We start from the raw sequence: 18,677 nt of genomic DNA, 5'->3' as shown, positions 1-18,677 counted from the left end.
GTTCTTCTTATGGCAATTATGCAATTAGGTATAGATCAAAACGAGACAAAAACCATTAGAGTCAGCAGAAGTATACTTATGAAGAAATCACACATTTTAACTCTACCCACATATCATAAATATTTTAAAGAATTACAGGCAATTGGCTATATCATTTATTATCCTTCCTATCATCCAAAAATCAGAAGTTATATACGGATGCAATCTTGACTAAGTTCGATGTTGACTAATTCAGCAAATAAAAAGAGAGCTTTAACTATTAAGCTCTCTTTCGTTTAGACATTATCTCCTATTCATTATCTTTATAATCCTTTATATTTTTCTCAGTCTTAAATTTTTCTTTTAAAATTTGCATTTCTCTGTTAATCATTTCTTGGGTTGTAATCGCATAATCTTCAGTTTGCGTAACTGAATGATGTCCCATCATTTCCTTTACAACATGAATTGGAACACCATTTTTCAAGGTCACAGTGCTACCAAATGTTCTGCGTGCTCTATGGGTATTTAAATCTCCCTCAATTTCGCAAATCGCAGCAATTTCTTTTAGGTATTCGTTCATTTTTTGATTTGATTTAACAGGAAGGACCAGATTTGTTTCTACACACAAAGGATGTCTACTGTACATATTAATAAGTGAAACTGCTTTTTCAAGTAACGGGATATCTGTTCGAGATTTAGTTTTTTGACGTTTAGAAATAATCCACATCGATCCATCAATTCCATCTTTAATATCAGTTTTCCTAAGTTGTTTTACATCTATATATGCAAGACCGGTATAGCATTGAAATACGAAAATATCTCTAATAGTATTTAATCTGTCTGTTGAAAAAACTTTATTCTCAATTGTACTTAACTCTTTACTAGTTAAAGGTTTTTTATCAAGTTTTGTTTTTTGAGATTTAAACAACTTGAAAGGATCTTTTGTTATAATTTCTTTGGCTATAGCACGAAAAACTATTTTTTTAAAATTTGCAATATATTTCAGTGTTGTATTATTAGAACACTTTCTTATTGTTTTAAGGTAAAATTCATAATTGATGATAAAACTATAGTTTAATTCTCGGAATTCAATATCTTCACATTTATAATGATCAAAAATAAAATCCTTCACATGAGATCTTGCCGTTACATAACGATCATGTGTTCCTTTAGCATAGTCACCAACTTCAACTAAAGCTAACATTTCGTCATTATGTTTTTGAAACTCTTGCAGTACAGTTGTTTTAGCTATTGTATTTCCTTGAATAAAATCAATAATAGCCTTTGTAGTAATGGATTTTCCATTAGTTATTAATTCAGTTCTAAAATTACTGATCCTTAAAATTATAGAATCTAAATATTGATTTAAAGATCTTGCATCTTCCTTATTACCTATTGCTCTCTCAACATTCTGATTCCATCGATGGTTATCCCACTTTCTTTTTGTCGAGATTTCTTTTGGTATTCCATCAACTGTAACTCTTAGATATACAAATCGGAAACTATCGCCTTTTTTCCAAGGCGTCTTTAAAAAAAAAGAAACGCCTAAACTTTTTTCTAACATAATTCGAAAATTTTGGATTATTAAAATTCGAATTAAATTACCATAAAGTCAAGTCGTCAACCACCTTAACCAGTTCATCTATAAATACTTAAAACCAATTCCATGGCAGTTTTTTGGTCGTCCTAAAACTGCCACGATTCTGCCAGAATAATTTTAAGCAATTTTAAAAATTATGCGCATATACAAAGCATAAAAAAAGCTGTAATTAATTAAATTACAGCTTTTTAATACATTTTTGAGTGTTTTTGAAAAATTTACTTTTCATACTCTGCGGAGAGTGAGGGATTCGAACCCCCGGACCTGTTACAGTCAACAGTTTTCAAGACTGCCGCAATCGACCACTCTGCCAACTCTCCTTCAACTCCGGTAGTACCGTTGTTTTCAGTGGTGCAAATATAGAAAGTTTTTTATTACTGACAAAATATTTTTTCAATAAAATTCGTATTTCTGGTGTTTTAAAGAGACAGCAATGCCCTTAACCAAATAAAATTTGAATATTAAGATCTCAACATCAGATATTTAAACTCAGGGATGAAATATTTACGGTTCAATATTTTTTCACTAATTTTTTAACCATAGTAATACTCGGTAGTCACGTCTCCGCTAAAAGTTGGGTACATATCCTGTTTCTCCATATGTAACTCAAATAATCTTTCGCCGTTTTTACTTCCTCCCCGTATTTTTAAAGAATGCCATCCGTTTTCCAATGATAGCGTAATACTATTTTCCTCATTAATTGTAGTAATATCTTTTAAATAGCCGATTCCTACAATTTTCACTTCATTATTAGCCGTCTGGAATACCCAGCCTCTTGATTCTACTTCCACTTCATCATCATTCAGGATTTTTTCCTCATTCACAGAAACCCTGAATGCATAATAGTCTTCCTCTACTCCTATGATTGGAATAGCAATTCCTGATTTTGTTATTTCATCCCCGTGTTCGTTTTCTACAAAATACTTTAAAATATTATTACCTGAAAGATGATTTTCTTCCAGATATTTTGCTAACAGCTGTGGACTAAACACCACGAAACCTTTAAGTTCTGAGAATATTTTCTTCATATATGGATTGGATTTGGATTAAATTTCGTCTACCTTTTTAAATATGACAGGCGGATCCGTCATATCATTAAAATAGGAGGTTCGGTATTAACTGATCATATTTTCCTCATTGAATGCTATAAAATCATTTTGCGAAATGTTGTCAATACTATCTATCAGTCTATCTTCTGCAGCTATTTCATTATCATAAAATTGTTCAAGATATTCTTCACTTTCTTCATCATCTCCATCAGGATTATCTGTAAAAAACTCTTCAGATTTCAGGTTATTGATTACATCTAAAGTATAATCTATTGTTGATTTTATCTTCAACTCCTCTCCTTTTACAATCTTTATGATATTGGTTGCAATCATGACAATATTCACCGCAATTGCGGCCTGATAACTACTGTATTCATCGTCTTCAGGAGCTAACTGATCCAGATTATTAAACCTCTCAATATCTGAATAATTTAGCTCATTACCCATAAAAACATGGTTGAAAACATAGTCAGAAAACTCAGTAAGCAGCGTACTCCCATTCTTAAAACGCTGAGCATAATCATAATCATCATCTTTAATTTCCTCTTCAAAAAGTTGATACAGGTCTTTAATTCTTATAAGTGATGACAGATTAAATTTGATTTTATTTTCTTTACTAAGGTTTAATGATTTTTCTTTAACTGAATTTTCGCTCATGTCTGTTTATTTATATTTTGGTTGATATTTTCCTTCAGGAATGTGGTACTTCCCTCCTTCCTGTCTATTTTTACTACACTTACCTGTTGTACCTTCTTCAAATTTAACATTATTATTGTTCATGTGATGCTCACAATCAATACAAATTTTCGTGCTAGGTTCAATTTCCTTAATTCCTTTTTTAGCATTAATTAAAGCTTCCTCAGCGTGAACATTGTCTGCTTTACTTTGTATCACAGTAACTCCCATTTCTTTTGCCCATTCTTTTATCTGTCTTGGTACATATTTCTTACTTGAAGAAACATAGTAATTACCATTACCATCCGTTCCTACAGCCGTGACACTGAATCCTTTGGCATCACCAAGAGTACTGTGGGCATCCTTAACTAACTCCTGTAAAAAGTTAACAGGATCATTATGTAGACCAAAAACATCTACCCAGGTATTGCTGTCACTTACAAAAGCATACATGGTATCGTTATTACCCAGTAATCCAATAGGATCTTTTGATATATATGTTCCGGAAGAAGAATCATAATATCTCCATCTGTTATAATAAATCCCTTCCACTTCCTGATCTGCATACTGGCCAAGTTGACGGAATGGAATAAAATACAGGTCTCCTGTACAATCTCTGAGGTTTCCATAGATATCAAACTCAGCCTTCCAGATCAGCTCTCCTTTTTCATTATAGGACTGTATGGGTCTTCCAATATAATCTGAAACGATACTGAAGCGCTCTCCATTTATAATTTTTGCACAAGGACAAAATGCGCCTCTTTCGTATACCCACGTTACGATATTTTCTGTTACTTCATCTTCTTTTTCCCATTCACCTGCATCAGTGATGTGGGTTTTAGGAATTTCTTCTATATCATAACTCCATTCATGTAAAAGGACATTAGCATCCCATACAAATCGGGTTACTTTATTTTCTGTGATTTTTGAAATTCTCCGTCCAAGTGCATCATATTCAAAACGTACTTCTTTACTATTGGGACGTTTTACTTTTGCCAGCATTCCGTTGGCATTCCACGAATACGCCCAATCTCCGGATTCCCATTCTGGATTCTGGATTTCTTCTGAAAGGCCAGTATGTACATCAGGCAAATCGGTTTCTTTCAGTATTTTTTGATTACTAAACCAATCTGAAGCTATGGGTTTGTAATAAGGATGAATATTTTCCTGTTTTTCGGTAGGTTCAGGTTTAATATTATTGATAGGCCGCTTACTTTTTAAGAGTAAATTTCCCTCTTCATCATAATGATAAAACCAGTTTTTATCCCGCATAAGCTTTCCACCTTTGTCGTAAATACGGTCATTTCTTTTGGCACTTTCATACAGACAACCGGTTTCATCAGGGTTTTTATACTGTACTTCGCCGTTGGAATATTCTGCTGCCACCAGGCTTCCGAAAGCATCATAGTCAAATCTTGTTCTTCCTCCCGTAACTCTGTCCAATACATGTAGCAGACGGCTTCCGGCACTCCAGTCATAATCTTTATGGACTTTGGTATTGGTTTTATTCACCACTACTTTCTGACTTACAGGCATTCCGATGTGATCAAATTCAAAGGTACTTTCTACCCCACCAGTCATTTCGCGGGAATACATCTGTCCGTTACGGCTAATTTCAAGATTCATATTCCAGGGTAGATCCGAATTTTGACTGGACGCTGCTACTGTTATTAGCTGATCAAAATCATTATAAGAATAATCGATTTCTGCACCCAAACTGCTTTGTAAGCTGATCAGATTACCATGATTGTCGTATTCATACTGAATGGAATGCTCACCTTGCTGCTCACTGGTAACCAATCCCAGTTTATTTCTCCGGAAGAGAACGCTGCTGCTTTCATTATCTGCCCTTATCAATAATCCTGAAGTATCATACTGATAAGCTTCCCAGGCTCCATCCGCATAATGTGCCTGGGTCAATCGGCCAGCCAGATCATATTCATAAAACACATTTTTTCCAAGAGGTGTCCGGCTTTGGCTCACCAGGCCGTCTTTATCCCTTATAAAGAATTTCTTCTGACCGTCAAAGCCTGTTTCGCCAATGATGTCATTGTTATTATTTCTTTCAAAAGAATAGCTTTCTCCTTTTTCATTGGTAATGCTCATTAAATTTTCATACGCATCATATCCGAAGACTAAAGTTTCTTCTTTTTTATGGGTCTGTGCATTGCGTCGCACCTGACGTTTCAGGCTTCCCATCGGCGTATAACTCATCAGCCATTCTGCATGCCCGTCTGTAGCATATACAGGAAGGTCATAAGCATCATAACTGACTTTTAACGGCAATTGCCCCTGTTCATTCATTTCTATAACCCTTCCTATTTTATCTCTGTTCCAAAGAGTTTTGTTCAAAGGTTTTGGACTATAAATCAGAAGTCTGCCATAAGCATCATACTTCCAGTACTGCTCTGCGCCGACATTATTCGTCAGCTGGATAAGCTGGCCTCGGTCATTATATCCATAGTGGGTAATTATATCTCTTTTAAAACTTCTTTCAGGCACTTTCCCTCCATCAGGATATTCATAGCTGATAGTTTCTTCTGTAGGATCGGTGTAACTTAACAACTTTCCATCCTGATCATAATGCCATATTTCTGAAGCTCCTGAAGGGGAAAAGCGAGCCGTAACCTGTCCGTACTCATTGTAATGGTAATGATATTCTTCTCCATCTGGAGTATGGTAAATTTTGATATTTCCCATCTCATCATAAGTATATCCGTGAACGCGTCCTTCCGGGGTTCCCATCATCTTCAATTCGTTGTGGACTGTGTAATCATACCAGGTTTCGCCTCCTTCTCCATCTACCTTTTTGTAAACCAAAAAGTTTTCATCATAATGATATTCTTCTGTTTTATTATTTTGCTTTGGATATATAACTTCTGTGAATCCCTCGTCATCATGGTAATGAATTTTTCCTTCCATATACCCATCCAAACCTTTGGTATGCACTACTCTTCCCTTTTTGTCATATTCCCACTGATAGCTCATCCCGTTTCGGTTGGTTCTTCTCACTACTTCGTTTTTTCCATTATATTCAAAAGCAATTGCTTTTTTGTGAATATCCCAGACATGAGTAAGATTTCCATGCTCATCATAATCATAACGAACCTGCAGATCTTTCTGCTTTTTATAACAATAATAAACTTCCGTTATTTTTTTATATTCAGGATGGATTACAGTTTCTATACTGAATCCGCTATTAACGTCTTTGATAGTTTTCAGGACAATATTGCGATCTTCATAATCATATTCCCGAATTGTTCCGTCACCAAATTCAATACGAGTTACTTTATATATGGCTCCTTCCGAAATATGATGAAAACGTCTATAAGTATAGACATCAATCCCTTTGCGTATCACCCAGATACTGCTGTTTGGTCTGTACTGCCATATTTTCTGATCTCTGAAATAAGTCATTTCTTCTCCAATCTCAGGTGCAGGAATCAGCATGGCTATATTTTCATCAGGATGCATCCAGCCAGCCAGCTTATTATCTTCTTCAGGCAGAATAAACAGATCATGATTATTGAAAACGCCATTTCCAAGAGGTCCAAAGTCATAAGGCCGGTCGCTGTGCCAGATATTTTTCCAACTTAAAGGTGTACTGCCCTGAATAATAAAATCATCCCATTCGAAAACCATGGCGCCAGTTGCAAAATTCACAGGTTCAAGTCCGAAATGACATAATTTTTTGGATAAGGCGTTTGCAAATTTGAATTTATTGAACGGAGCTTTTTTAAGGACACTGTTATTGAGTTTTTTTAAACCGTTAGCTCCCAGTTTTCCAATTTTCTTCATTAAACTTCTCATAAGAAACATCCCTGCAAGACGCATCAGCATTTCTCCAGGGGTATAAGTATGCGGCACAAAGGCTCCTCCCACCAATACAGGCCCTCCCGTATTGATCTGGATATACATACTCGAAAAGTTATTATAGAAAGCAAAATAGGCCAATGGATTTTTCTTTGGTTTATTTGGCATTGCAGGCAGCATGGTCATTCCGAAAGGGAATCCCATACAGGTTAATACCTGCTGGGGCTGGTTTCCACTCATTTTACTTCCCTGTGCTAAAACAGTCTGTGAGCCATAATAAACCTCTCCTTCGTGTGGAGCTTCCTGAGGAAAAGGAATGATATACACAGGAATAAGTGATGTAACGTGTCTGAATGGAATAACAACTCCCATTACACTGGTTGTGGTAGTAGCTTTATGTCTTCCATGAACATATATTGAACCTCCCATCGGAATACTTTCCGGAAGAGAGGGCATCAGATTTCTTGCAAATTGCGGAACTGGAATTTTGATCGTAATATAATCCATAATATCAAAAACAATTCCGATAAAAGGATGTGGCAGTGGCAACGGAATAAGCATGAATGAAGGCGGCGGCGGAATAAGAGTCCAGTGGATATCAATGGCCAGTACAATATCAAAATGCTTACTCGTATGCTGAATAGCAGTAGAAGGCATTGCAGGATTATTGACTTTAATCAGTTTCACTTTGCTTTCCGGAGCCGCTATTTCTGCAGTCACAGCACTGTCTCCACCTCCGCCTCCGCCTCCACTACTTTTAGCTGGCTGATCAGCATCTCCTCCTGCTATGGATTTAACCATGGAAACAGGATTCAGGGAATCAAAATTATTTTTCATTCCGTTCTTCCATCCCTGTGTAGTTTTATCCCAACTTACTGAAGTAACGTCTGTGTTTACCTTCAAGGAGCGATCCGGGTTCATGTCCGGATTCGTTACCTTGATTGGTTTTACTGTTTTTTTATTCAGATCTGCCATGATTTTTTTAATTTGAGATTACCCTGCTTTTGGTTTTTCTACACTCACCTTCCAGTCATCACCAAAATAAGTCTTCATTTCATTGTCCAGTATTGTTTTTTTGTTGGTATCGCCTTCATATTTGAGAATAAGCATTGAAGCTACAAACCTCAGACTGCTCTGTTCTCTTGCCGAAGGTTCCATCAATTTTGCTATGTCCAGACATTTTTCAAAATACCGGATCATTTTATCTTTTGTCAGAACCGTATCATTCAATGTAGCAATGATTCTGTAACACTCAATCGCCATTGCATATTCTCCTATTTTCTGAGCGGTTTCTGCGGCTTTTTCAAATATTTTTTCTGCTTTGGACTTTTTGGAGTTCCCTAACAAGTAGCTGCCATAATTCATGTACATCTGCACTTCCAAGGGTGTATCCGGCTCTACTTCTTCCAATATCATCTGATAGGTATCTTCCGCTTTATCTTTCTTCCTGTCTGCCGTATAAGTCTGTGTAAGCATAAAATAGGCAGAGATTTCTCCCTGTTTATTCTTTTGTTCTTTGGCAAGCTTCACTGCTGTTTTCAAGGCTTGCTCTGCTTCTTTGAATCTTTCCTTGCTTAAATGATTACTTGCTATAAGAATCTGCTGTTGAAAGTCCGTATCCGGACTATTCTTCTTTCGGTTGGTATGAGCAGCCGTATTCTGCATTAACTGATGAATGTCTACCTCTATTCTGAAGCTATGTGCTGAAGAGATCTTGGGCAAAGTTCTGTAAGTGTGATGCTCAGCCCAGACCAGTTTAATATCTTTATTTCCCGTTCTTTCACAGATACTACACCATTCTTTCACCCATAAAGCAAGTTCTCCGGTATCACTAATTCTGAGTGGAGCAATGTAGAGGTATATTTTAGCATCCTTAATATTCGGGAAGTTTTTCTTTAATTCCATTAAAGGATAAAAGGCTTTGTAAGCATCTGTTTTAAATTTTTCTTCCGGGTTTTTCAGCTCCCATTGCGGAATATTCTCTTCGCTTTTCTTCAGCATCTCGTAGAACTCAGTCCATTCATCCAATAAGGTTTGTCCGAAAGAGGCCATTCCTTTAAATTCCTGATAGTGCAGTAAAAAAATATCATCTCCATCCTCATCTTCAGAAAGCTTCGATTTAATAAATCCATCAAAAAGATCGGTTTCATGTTTTTCTCCCCAACAGATCAGCATGGGTTTTTCTTCATTCTTCGAAACAACTTTCTGCCATTGTCTTTTTAATTTAACCAGCTCCAAATCTACAGGATTCATTAATTCAGTTTTACAGTTCCACTTACAATATTCGTTTCGCTTCCCCCGCCGACATTAATTTTGCCTCCACTGCTAAGATTGGCTTCAGTATCACCTCTCATGGAAAGCGTATTGGTTCCGATATCCAGGGTATCAGATTTGATTCCAACACCGGAAGTAGGCTCACCGTCTTCAGGTCCTACTCCAACACCAATACTCGTTGTTCCACCAACACCAATATTGACTCCCTGTACAAATATTTCTTTTCCTTTAATCTGGATATTCCCATCTTTATCCATATAGATTGAACTGCTTCCGCAATTCAGCGTAATGGAAATTTTGCTGTCTATGCTTATATTTCCTGCTCCATCCAGAAAAACAGAATTCTGATCTTTATCTTTCACGGTAATTCCACCAGCATCGTCCAGACTCATTGTATGTCCGCTTTTACTGCTTAAGCTTTTAATATTATTTCCGGCACCGCCGCCACCGCCAACTCCGCCATGGAACATTCCTCCCATCACAAACGGACGGTCAGGATGCTGGTGTGCAAAATTGACTACTACCTGATCTCCTTCTTCCGGAATTGCCATGAAACCACGGTTTTTACTCACTTTTTCGCTTCCCCCGCCATCCGGAGTCATTACCCTGATATATTCTGTGGTGGTAGAACCGTTTTGCCAGTCGAACTGAACTTTAACCCGTCCCTGATTTAAAGGATCTGCATTGGAAATTACTTTGGCAAATTGTGCATCTGCTTTTGGAGTATGAAACTCCGGGCGTGGAATAAATCCAGTATCAGAAGCTATAGCCTCAAAAGTTCCGGTGTAATATCCTCTGGCATCTACCTCATGATGCATATCTGTAATCATCAGTTTGGTAAAATAGGTCGTTTCACTGCTTTCAGCTTTTCTCATCTCAATATCTGCAATACAGCCAGGATAAAGAAATGGCACTGTGGTAATTCCTGAAATAACAAATACTTCAGCAGCCTTACTTCCGGCTGTTCCTTTCTGGGAATTTTCCACATCCATAAAAGACACCGCTTTTATGGGAGCTACCCTTAACGAGGGAGTTGTAAAAGTTTTTCCTGAAATTTCATATGCTCTTTTGGCTATATCTGAGGTATGATTAATTTTTGAATTCCCTGCTGTCAGTTTTTCATTTTTACTGCTGTTATAACCATAAAATGAAGGATTCACATGCTGGGCTTTCATTTTTATTTTAACATCGCTCACACTGCTGCCATAGGTGAGCTTTACAGGCTTTTCCTGAGGAGGAAGTTTCCCGAAATGCAATACTTCACCATCATAATAGAACTGTTCACCATAGGCTTCCGCAATTCTGGCCAGATAGTTATAATGGGTTTCTTCATATTGTGAGCTGTAGGAAACGTTTCCATGGGCGGCATCTACTCTAAAATCAAATGTACCCTGTCCCAGACCTTCTTTGATCACCTGATCTGCAATACTGTTAAGACTGATCTCCTGTGTTCCGCCAAAACTTTGAATATGGGGAGCTGCATCTAAAAGCACTGTCGGGCTTGATCCCGTAAGAACAATATTTCCCAGACTTCCTTTTTCCTGGCTAAAACCAACCTCTGTGATAACTCCTACAAAGTTTCGTTCCGGACCGTCTTCAACATCTTTATACCTGAAAATTACAGTAATTCTTTTTCCAAGAAAGTTTTGAGCTTCTTCCAGGTTATGGTTTTCTGAACTTCCTAAAGTATCGTGAGCAAGCATCAAGTCGAATTCATGATGTTTTACTGCACTTTGTTTTAGCTGAAAATGCTTGAAATGTTTAATTACTTTTCCGTCAATTACGATTTCAAGTTTTACCACACGATTGATTCCTGCCACCTGGTTTCCCGGTATCGTACTGGCATTATAAATTCCTGAAGTAGGCTGTTTAGCCCATACTTTATCTTCTACCAGTGTGGGAGGGTTCGGTTGTTTAACCTGGTTCATAAACATTTGGGAGCCGTTTTGAACCATTCCGGTATATGCCTGAGCCTGAACCATTTTTTCTGTAGCTTTTTTAACAGTTTTGCCCGGTTTTTCCTGTACCTCCTGCGCAGCTTTGCTAACTGCCTGATCTGTCAAAGTTTCTTTAATATTCTTTACAGCTGAGATTTTATCTTTGGAAACAGGCATTTTGGGTGAATGATCGTCCTGAAACATAATTGTAATATTTTGATTGATTGGGTGTCAGATTTTTTTAAGTCTGAAATTGATCCGGACAATAAAGTTCAGATACATTTTCGTTACCCGCACTCCATCAGTAAAGAGGATTCCGGATATTAAGGTCAGCACAGGGCAAAAAAAGGAAAAGCAGAATAGTAAGTTTACTTTATATCCCTGTTGAAATTCAAGATATCTCTTGTTTTTATTGTTGTAATATGCAGATTTTAATCATTATTAATTTTTTGTAATCGGATTGGTGGTATTACAAAGATAAAACGGTAATTGCTATTCAGAAAATTTTAAACAGCTAATCTGAAATTTTGTCGTAGTTCTACGACTTTTCATCAATAATTCCAAAATAAATGAGTAAAAAAAAGAAATAAATACCTCTGTATCAAATAAATATTTAACAATTTTTAATAAATAAAAACAAAAAATTTATCCCTTCTAATAGAAATAAATTAAAACATAAGAGCTGTTAACAAAGAAAAACCAGCTGTACATTGGCAGTTGGTTTATTTTTTAATCATCTTATGATCTTCAGTATTTTTTCTCCTGCAATTTCACACTTTTTTCCTGTACTTCTTCTGCAGAAAGCCCATAAATCTGGGGTGTTTTTACATCCAGAAGATTCAGATAGATATATAATTCTGCCCTGTGATGAATTTCATGTTCTATCATGGCACGAAGCCATTTCCATACAGAAATTTCACTATTAGCAGGAGTAAGGCATTTCCTCATAAGATCTTCGTCTGACAGTCCTTTGATAATTTCAAGGGTCTGTCTATGCATTTCATTGAAAAACTGAACTGTATTTTCATAGCCGTCAGCGAGATCTTTACCACATCCCGGATAAGCGCTTTTCCTTCCTGAAATAGTTTCTCCATACATATACCTTTCAATAGCTGCAATATGTCTTATCTGATCACCAATGGTAAATTTCCCGGGTTTATAGGAAAAATCAAGATGTTCAGGAGGAATAACTTCGATAATACGGTTGGTCCTTTCTCTTATTTTCCCATAATAATCAAGAAATGAATCCACAGTTTTTATTTCCATATTTTTTGCTTTATTTTTCTTTAAAGTGAATATAAGAAATCTAATGATATTGGATTCAGGGTTTTATTATAAATCATTCATAAGGTTGAAAAAATCCCCAAGAAGTGAAGCTAAAATTTGGAAGCTTAATAAATAACCAATATTTTAGTTAAAAAATAACCATGATGAAAAGAGGAATTTGCTTGTGTATTATTCTGTTAAGCTTTAAAAATCTTACTGCCCAATCCGTAAAAATTGATCCTGAAAAGCTTCTTGAATATTATGAAACACAACGTTATGCTGATGCAGCCCAATATCTTCAGGGCCTGTACCCCGGAGATACACAGGATATAAAAGCCCTTTCACAAATTGCTTATTGTAATATGATGGCCGGAAAATTACCGGATGCAGAGAAAAACTATCTGAAAATCAATACTATACACCCCAACAATCTGCCTACTTTATTCAGTTTAGCAACTATCAACTCCAGAAGGGGAAATGTTTCCAATGCCAAGAACTACCTTCAACAGATTATTCAACTTGACAGTCTTAATTTCAGTGCTTATAAACAACTTGCGGCTTATGCAGAAACCCCTGAATCCAGACTTAATTATCTTAAAAAAGCCAATATCCTGAACGCTACCGATCCTGATGTAGCTTATGATCTTTCCACAACCTACAGTGGTCTCAAACACTATCAGCCTGCTTATGACGTATTGAAAACAGCAATTGCTGCTGATCCTGAAAATTTTACTTTACAGCAAGCTCTGCTGCCCGTTGCCAACCAGCTGACCAAATACCCGGAAGTGATTGAAATTGGTGAAAAACTACTGAAAAATCATGCTGATGTCAATGTAATGAACGATATGGGACAGGCGTACTTTTATGTAAAGGATTATCAGAAATGTATAATGTTTTACAAAACGATGGAAGATATGGGGGTACAAAATGAGGGTACCTTATATTTTATGGCACTGAGCTACCGTGAACTGAAAGATTATAATAATGCTGCCCTCTATGCACAAAAGACTATTGATGAAGCTATTTCAGATCATACCAGCCTTTACTATGCAGCGCTGGCAGGTATTTACGAAGCCAAAAACCAATATAGCGATGCGGTGACAGCTTATAAAAGAGGACTGACTTTTGGGACCAGCAATATTATTTATTACCGTTTAGGCCTTCTTTATGATCTCAACCTGAAACAGCCTAAAAATGCAGCAATATATTATCAGATGTACCTCAAAAACAACCCGGATCAGGAAAAGGAAAAAGAGCAGATTGCTTATGTAAAAGAGAGAATTCCTGTTTTAAAGTAATTCAAAAAGAGATAAAAATACTTTGTGATTATAGTCACAAATGGAATGTTCAGTGAACCTTAATTTTGTATTGAACAATAAAAAAACATTTATGGACAATACATATCAAAACGTAGCAGAACAGTTTATTCAATATTTAAATGAGGAAAGTTTTGAGAAGGCAGAAAGCTGTCTCGATCCTGATTTTACATTTACAGGAGTATTGGGCAAAAGAGAGGGAGCTTCTGTTTATATGAAAGATATGAAGCAGATGAAATTTAAGTATGAAATTCTAAGAGCCTTTACTTCCGGTGAGGATGTGTGCTTTTGGTATAATATCAACATGGGAGAAAAAACTATAGAATCTTCAGGATGGTATCACATTCAGGATGGAAAAATTCAAACCTTAAAAGTTCTGTTTGATCCAAGACCTTTACTGAATGACTAAAATAATCTATGATACCAGAGAATAAGATGTAAGTGTATTTCGTTTAAGGCAGGTAAAAGATTTTAAAAATGTCGTCACAAAATAAACTGGCGGATAAAGAAAATACTTTATTACCGACTCCGTACGACGCCAAAACTGTAAATGGAGGTTCGTGAAGTTATGAAAAAAGATCAGTAAGATTGATGATAGAAGATGGCAATTATTGCAGTTTAAAATGAAATCTTTTCATGCATTAAATCCATCCTGTTCTTTTTCTCCAGTCCATATATTCAATGTCTTTGCTGTCAATTTCCGGAATATCTTCGGATTCCGGAATTCTGTTGATATCTGATTCGGACAGAGCCCGAAGATTTACCTTTTCACGCTCTGCATTTAGATTTCTTTTGCTTTCTACCGGATAAATTGTTCCTTCAGAGGTCAATTGTGTCCCATACTTTTGAGGCTTACTCTGAAAAACCTGAATCCGATCGTATAAATAGGCTTTATGTAAAGGATTAATATCATGAGAATGCTCCTCCATCAAGTCATAACATGCTTTCATAAATTCAGGTTCACTAATAGCGTGCTGGATAATTAGCCAGGCTGCATCATTTGCTTTTTCGCCTACTTTTGAGATGGTAGGATAACCGATTTCTGCTATTATTTCCCTCAGCCTTTTTGCATTGGTTTTATGAATATTTTCCATTTCAGGATGGTAACCTCCGGATAATTCTCCGGCCAGCAGCAGTTTTTCCCGCAAGGCCAGGTCTTTGTCAGCCAGTTCGATGAGTTCTTTTTCAAAAGTAAGATTGTTCATATGATAGGTGGTGATTGATAAATGATAAATGGTGATTGATAATTGAGGGATGATGGGACGTTTTAGATAATTGTATCAAGGATAAAACGGGCTCTGTTTTCTACTGAAATTTTTGGAATTTCTATGATATTATAATCATATTCAAGATAAATTTCTTTCATACACTCAAAAGTTTCCACCGCTTTTTCAAAGGTCTGTTTTCTTTCTGGATCGTTTTCATAAATATCTTTCCATGGCGGAAGCATAAAAATATTGTTATGATAAATCATTTCTCCTGCTTTTAATGCCATAGATGCCGGAATTGAAATATTTTCAAGTTTCATATAGCCCAACGTGTCCAATATCCCACGGTCAAAGAAAACAGGTTCTGTATTCACCATCTGGCTTATTTTCAGGTAAGTTGTTACAGATTCTTTAAACATCAGTTCTGCAAAAAGTTCTTTGTCAAGCCATGGAAGACCTTCGCCGCCGGAATCTATCTGTTCTTTAATGATTTTCCTTCCTTCTTCAGGTACGGTTATCAATCTGTGCCGGTTTAATTCATTCAGCAATGTTGTTTTTCCAGCTCCGGGACCTCCGGTAATGATATAGAATGTTGAAATATTCTGCTTCATGGATTTGAATTATAGTATAAATAAAGTTCCATCACACAACAGAAATCTCATACTGTGGAATTTATCTGTTATTTTTAATGATACTTTTATAAGTGTTAATACGATCCTCTTCCCGGTGCATATTACACAAGATCAGAAGATCATCTGTATGGTACTTTTGGGAAATCTCCTCCAATCTCTGATGAACAGATTGTGGCGTTTCTATAATAATTCTGTTCAAAGTAGTAAAGAATTCTTCTTCATCCTTTGTACCCAGAACTTTCTGTTCCACTGCTTCCGGAGAAAGAACAGCATGAGGACTGACTAACTGCCTGGATTGTAAAAACTGATAGGCCATTCCGTAGGCGTTCCGTCTGGCATCTTCAATTTTATCTGCTACTGATACAGCTACCGTAATCTGTAATGAAGGCTGAGGAAAATATTGCATGCTATCAAATTCTCTGAGATACGTGTCGGTATTTTCGTTCCCATTTTCACGATTCATAAAAGCGGCAAAAGAATATCCGACTCCGTGTTTGGCGGCTTCTCTGGCAGAAGTCATTCCTGATCCCAACCACATAATTTCCGGAATATGCTGTACACGAGTTGGCTGCGCAATAAGTCGGTCATATACCCCTTCTTCATCTTTTATGAATTGAATGATCTCCTCCAGTTTTGTTTCCATATTGGATAGAATTACAGGTTTATGATTGTTCAGTGCCATTACAGCATCTTTTAATCCTCCGGGAGCTTTTCCCAGTCCAAGCATAAAACGCCCAGGATATAGGGTAGACAGCATTTTGGTCCACTCTGCGATTTTGTAGGCAGAATAGTTTCTCATCATGATTCCTGCTGTTCCTACTTTGATCCGGTTTGTTTTACTGAGGACAATTGCAGCTAAAAGTTCGGGACTGGAACTGGCATAGGCTTCTACTCCATGATGCTCCGAATACATAACACTGTGAAATCCTGTTTCTTCAGCCAATACAGCAAGATTCAGACTATTTTTCAGTGCAGATGCTGCACGATCTCCCATTGCTGTAGGTGACTGATCTAATATCCCTAATTTCAGCTTCATACTGTTGAATCAATTTTATGTGAAGGTATGAAAAAAGGTGATGTAATAGAGTAATGTAAACTTATTATTCTTTGGGTGGAAAAACAATTCCCTCATCCTTAATCAAGTCGTAGCCAAATGTCATAATGGTCTCTATCACCGGAATTGATTTCTTTCCTTTCTCTGTAAGGCTGTACTCTACTTTCGGGGGAACTACAGGAAAAACTTCTCTGTGAATCATCTCTTTAGCTTCCAATTCGCGCAACTGGCTCGTCAGCATCTTGTCAGTGATGTGCGGAATATCCTTTTTAAGCTCACTAAAACGGAGAGGCTTCTCCTGTAATCTCCACAGGATAGGCATTTTCCAGGTCCCACCAATATGACTTAATGCGAATTCAATGGGAGTATAGTACAATCTTTTATCATGGAAAAATTGAGGCATAGCTTTGTTTTTTGTATTAACGCTTTCAAAAAGGTAAGTATAGAACTAAAAGGTAAGTATATAGCTTTATGATAGTTTATTCTGCAAATTTGCAAAAAAAATAATGAAAATGAATAAAAATCTTTATGTACTGGCACTTGGGGTTTTCGGAATTACCACCACAGAATTCGGAGTAATTGGCGTCTTACCGGAAATTGCTTCCACATTCCGTATCTCCATTGAAAAAGCAGGATGGTTACTCAGTATATTTGCAATGATTGTTGCTGTTTTCGGCCCTTTTATGCTCTTCTTATTATCATCATTCAGAAGAAAAAATTTATTGATCGTTTCCTTACTTATTTTTGTTGCTGCGAATATTCTGTCGGCATATATTTCAAATTTCCATATGTTGCTTATTGTCAGAATGCTTCCGGCATTTTTCCATCCTGTGTACTGGTCCATCGCCTTATCTGTTGCCGGTCAAAACTCAGATCCTCAAGAAAAGTCAAAAGCTGTAAGCATTATTTTTTCAGGGCTTACCCTGGCAACTGTTTTAGGAGTTCCATTGGCAACTTTTATGTGTGATCTGTTCTCCTGGCAGTCTTCTTTTTTACTTACAGCTTTTATTAACGGGATCGCCCTGATAGGTGTATGGATCTATTTACCATCAATTCAAAATACGGGAATATCATCCAATAAATTCTCCATGAAAGTATTTCGGAATAAACAGTTGTGGAGTGGGCTTTTCCTCGCATTTTTTATCATTACAGCCATGTATTCAACTTATGGCTATATGGCCGAATTTTTAAGAAGTGTTACCCGAATGGACGGCGAACAGATCAGTATTATGCTCTTCCTCTTTGGAACAGCAGGAATTGCAGGAAATAAAATTGCGGGGAAATATATGAGTAAATTTCCGTTTCAGACAACTTTTGTATTTTTAATTTTACTATCGGGAATCCATTTACTTATTGGATATTATGGAAGTCATTTTGTACCCATAGTACTGATCGTAGGTTGCTGGGGATTGGTTCATTCCGGAGGATTCCTGATCAGCAATATTAATGTAACCTCTTCTACTTTAGATGCATCAGAATTCATCAACAGTATTTTTACTTCCTGCGGAAACTTTGCAGTCACAGCCGGAACTCTGCTTGGAGGAGCCTGGATTGCCCATTATGGTATAGAACACATTATTTGGTCTAGCATTACGGGACTAGCTCTCGCTGTTATGATTATGTTTATCAAAAAGAAGTATACAGAAACTAAACTTTAATATAAAAAAATAAAACCTTCCGAAATAAGGAAGGTTTCTTTATAAAAATGATTATGCACATCTGATATCAGCACAACCGCCACCGCCGCCATTACCGTTTTTGTAATAACATGCTGAAGTTGGACATCCACATGCTATACACTCACTCTCAGCAGGCGGACGACCTCCTGTAATTGTTTTTAAATTTTGCGTTGCAATTTTCTTTAGATTTTTCAT

At 36.7% G+C, this 18,677-nt stretch carries 15 protein-coding genes and 1 tRNA gene; 3 read left to right on the top strand and 13 right to left on the bottom strand.

The window, feature by feature from the left end:
- Nucleotides 1-289: 289 nt before the first annotated feature.
- The 8 genes from FB551_RS03400 to FB551_RS03365 form a co-directional block, all read right to left on the bottom strand.
- Nucleotides 290-1,543 (bottom strand): site-specific integrase, encoded by a 1,254-nt coding sequence (locus tag FB551_RS03400; RefSeq protein WP_142015015.1) that lies wholly within the window; start codon nucleotides 1,541-1,543, stop codon nucleotides 290-292.
- A 271-nt stretch (nucleotides 1,544-1,814) separates the two neighbouring features.
- A tRNA-Ser gene (locus FB551_RS03395) sits at nucleotides 1,815-1,899 on the bottom strand.
- Between the two features lie 213 nt (nucleotides 1,900-2,112).
- The gene (locus FB551_RS03390) at nucleotides 2,113-2,607 is read right to left on the bottom strand and encodes a hypothetical protein (RefSeq protein WP_047431534.1); all 495 of its coding nucleotides are present in this window, start codon (nucleotides 2,605-2,607) and stop codon (nucleotides 2,113-2,115) included.
- An 87-nt stretch (nucleotides 2,608-2,694) separates the two neighbouring features.
- Nucleotides 2,695-3,285 (bottom strand): hypothetical protein, encoded by a 591-nt coding sequence (locus tag FB551_RS03385; protein WP_142015012.1) that lies wholly within the window; start codon nucleotides 3,283-3,285, stop codon nucleotides 2,695-2,697.
- A 6-nt stretch (nucleotides 3,286-3,291) separates the two neighbouring features.
- Nucleotides 3,292-8,091 carry an RHS repeat-associated core domain-containing protein gene (locus tag FB551_RS03380; protein ID WP_142015010.1) on the bottom strand — a complete coding sequence of 1,600 codons (4,800 nt, stop codon included), beginning with the start codon at nucleotides 8,089-8,091 and terminating at the stop codon, nucleotides 3,292-3,294.
- A gap of 18 nt (nucleotides 8,092-8,109) precedes the next feature.
- Nucleotides 8,110-9,369, bottom strand: coding sequence for a tetratricopeptide repeat protein (locus FB551_RS03375; RefSeq protein WP_142015007.1), 1,260 nt, complete (start codon nucleotides 9,367-9,369; stop codon nucleotides 8,110-8,112).
- The gene (locus tag FB551_RS03370; protein WP_142015004.1) at nucleotides 9,369-11,531 is read right to left on the bottom strand and encodes a type VI secretion system Vgr family protein; all 2,163 of its coding nucleotides are present in this window, start codon (nucleotides 11,529-11,531) and stop codon (nucleotides 9,369-9,371) included. The genes FB551_RS03375 and FB551_RS03370 overlap by 1 nt, the downstream gene beginning before the upstream one ends.
- 543 nt (nucleotides 11,532-12,074) lie before the next feature.
- Nucleotides 12,075-12,593, bottom strand: coding sequence for a DinB family protein (locus FB551_RS03365; RefSeq protein WP_142015002.1), 519 nt, complete (start codon nucleotides 12,591-12,593; stop codon nucleotides 12,075-12,077).
- Between the two features lie 161 nt (nucleotides 12,594-12,754).
- Between FB551_RS03365 and FB551_RS03360 the strand changes: the two genes are divergently transcribed.
- Both FB551_RS03360 and FB551_RS03355 read left to right on the top strand, forming a co-directional pair.
- Nucleotides 12,755-13,891: a tetratricopeptide repeat protein gene (locus tag FB551_RS03360; RefSeq protein ID WP_142014999.1), complete on the top strand. Its 1,137-nt coding sequence runs from the start codon at nucleotides 12,755-12,757 to the stop codon at nucleotides 13,889-13,891.
- Between the two features lie 91 nt (nucleotides 13,892-13,982).
- Nucleotides 13,983-14,318 (top strand): nuclear transport factor 2 family protein, encoded by a 336-nt coding sequence (locus FB551_RS03355; RefSeq protein WP_142014997.1) that lies wholly within the window; start codon nucleotides 13,983-13,985, stop codon nucleotides 14,316-14,318.
- 232 nt (nucleotides 14,319-14,550) lie between these two features.
- Here the strand turns inward: FB551_RS03355 and FB551_RS03350 are convergent, their stop codons facing one another.
- The 4 genes from FB551_RS03350 to FB551_RS03335 all read right to left on the bottom strand — a co-directional run bounded on the left by FB551_RS03350 (nucleotide 14,551) and on the right by FB551_RS03335 (nucleotide 17,206).
- On the bottom strand, nucleotides 14,551-15,114 hold the full coding sequence (locus FB551_RS03350; RefSeq protein WP_047431553.1) for a DUF6624 domain-containing protein: 564 nt from the start codon (nucleotides 15,112-15,114) through the stop codon (nucleotides 14,551-14,553).
- A 62-nt stretch (nucleotides 15,115-15,176) separates the two neighbouring features.
- Entirely contained in the window at nucleotides 15,177-15,728 is a 552-nt protein-coding gene (locus FB551_RS03345; RefSeq protein WP_142014994.1) for an AAA family ATPase, read from the bottom strand.
- Nucleotides 15,729-15,789: 61 nt separating this feature from the next.
- A complete protein-coding gene (locus FB551_RS03340; protein WP_142014991.1) occupies nucleotides 15,790-16,785 on the bottom strand; it encodes an MsnO8 family LLM class oxidoreductase in 996 nt (331 codons plus the stop codon).
- 64 nt (nucleotides 16,786-16,849) lie between these two features.
- Nucleotides 16,850-17,206, bottom strand: a complete 357-nt coding sequence (locus tag FB551_RS03335) for a winged helix-turn-helix transcriptional regulator (protein WP_047431556.1) — start codon at nucleotides 17,204-17,206, stop codon at nucleotides 16,850-16,852.
- A 109-nt stretch (nucleotides 17,207-17,315) separates the two neighbouring features.
- Here FB551_RS03335 and FB551_RS03330 point away from each other — a divergent pair, with 109 nt between their 5' ends.
- Entirely contained in the window at nucleotides 17,316-18,461 is a 1,146-nt protein-coding gene (locus tag FB551_RS03330; RefSeq protein ID WP_226798609.1) for an MFS transporter, read from the top strand.
- Between the two features lie 51 nt (nucleotides 18,462-18,512).
- On the opposite strand, the gene FB551_RS23170 is transcribed toward FB551_RS03330, so the two are convergent.
- Nucleotides 18,513-18,677, bottom strand: coding sequence for a bacteriocin-like protein (locus FB551_RS23170; RefSeq protein WP_167497817.1), 165 nt, complete (start codon nucleotides 18,675-18,677; stop codon nucleotides 18,513-18,515).

This window comes from Chryseobacterium aquifrigidense (genome assembly GCF_006716485.1).
In the GTDB taxonomy this organism is placed as follows: Bacteria; Bacteroidota; Bacteroidia; order Flavobacteriales; family Weeksellaceae; genus Chryseobacterium; species Chryseobacterium vietnamense.
Note: the sequence above shows the minus strand (reverse complement) of the source record. Positions and strands in the feature narration are given on the sequence as shown.

Bases quoted from the DNA above. Each gene is read 5' to 3' on its own strand.
- FB551_RS03400 (WP_142015015.1), bottom strand. From the start codon at position 1,543: ATGTTAGAAAAAAGTTTAGGCGTTTCTTTTTTTTTAAAGACGCCTTGG.
- FB551_RS03390 (WP_047431534.1), bottom strand. From the start codon at position 2,607: ATGAAGAAAATATTCTCAGAACTTAAAGGTTTCGTGGTGTTTAGTCCA.
- FB551_RS03385 (WP_142015012.1), bottom strand. From the start codon at position 3,285: ATGAGCGAAAATTCAGTTAAAGAAAAATCATTAAACCTTAGTAAAGAA.
- FB551_RS03380 (WP_142015010.1), bottom strand. From the start codon at position 8,091: ATGGCAGATCTGAATAAAAAAACAGTAAAACCAATCAAGGTAACGAAT.
- FB551_RS03375 (WP_142015007.1), bottom strand. From the start codon at position 9,369: ATGAATCCTGTAGATTTGGAGCTGGTTAAATTAAAAAGACAATGGCAG.
- FB551_RS03370 (WP_142015004.1), bottom strand. From the start codon at position 11,531: ATGTTTCAGGACGATCATTCACCCAAAATGCCTGTTTCCAAAGATAAA.
- FB551_RS03365 (WP_142015002.1), bottom strand. From the start codon at position 12,593: ATGGAAATAAAAACTGTGGATTCATTTCTTGATTATTATGGGAAAATA.
- FB551_RS03360 (WP_142014999.1), top strand. From the start codon at position 12,755: ATGATGAAAAGAGGAATTTGCTTGTGTATTATTCTGTTAAGCTTTAAA.
- FB551_RS03355 (WP_142014997.1), top strand. From the start codon at position 13,983: ATGGACAATACATATCAAAACGTAGCAGAACAGTTTATTCAATATTTA.
- FB551_RS03350 (WP_047431553.1), bottom strand. From the start codon at position 15,114: ATGAACAATCTTACTTTTGAAAAAGAACTCATCGAACTGGCTGACAAA.
- FB551_RS03345 (WP_142014994.1), bottom strand. From the start codon at position 15,728: ATGAAGCAGAATATTTCAACATTCTATATCATTACCGGAGGTCCCGGA.
- FB551_RS03340 (WP_142014991.1), bottom strand. From the start codon at position 16,785: ATGAAGCTGAAATTAGGGATATTAGATCAGTCACCTACAGCAATGGGA.
- FB551_RS03335 (WP_047431556.1), bottom strand. From the start codon at position 17,206: ATGCCTCAATTTTTCCATGATAAAAGATTGTACTATACTCCCATTGAA.
- FB551_RS03330 (WP_226798609.1), top strand. From the start codon at position 17,316: ATGAATAAAAATCTTTATGTACTGGCACTTGGGGTTTTCGGAATTACC.
- FB551_RS23170 (WP_167497817.1), bottom strand. From the start codon at position 18,677: ATGAAAAATCTAAAGAAAATTGCAACGCAAAATTTAAAAACAATTACA.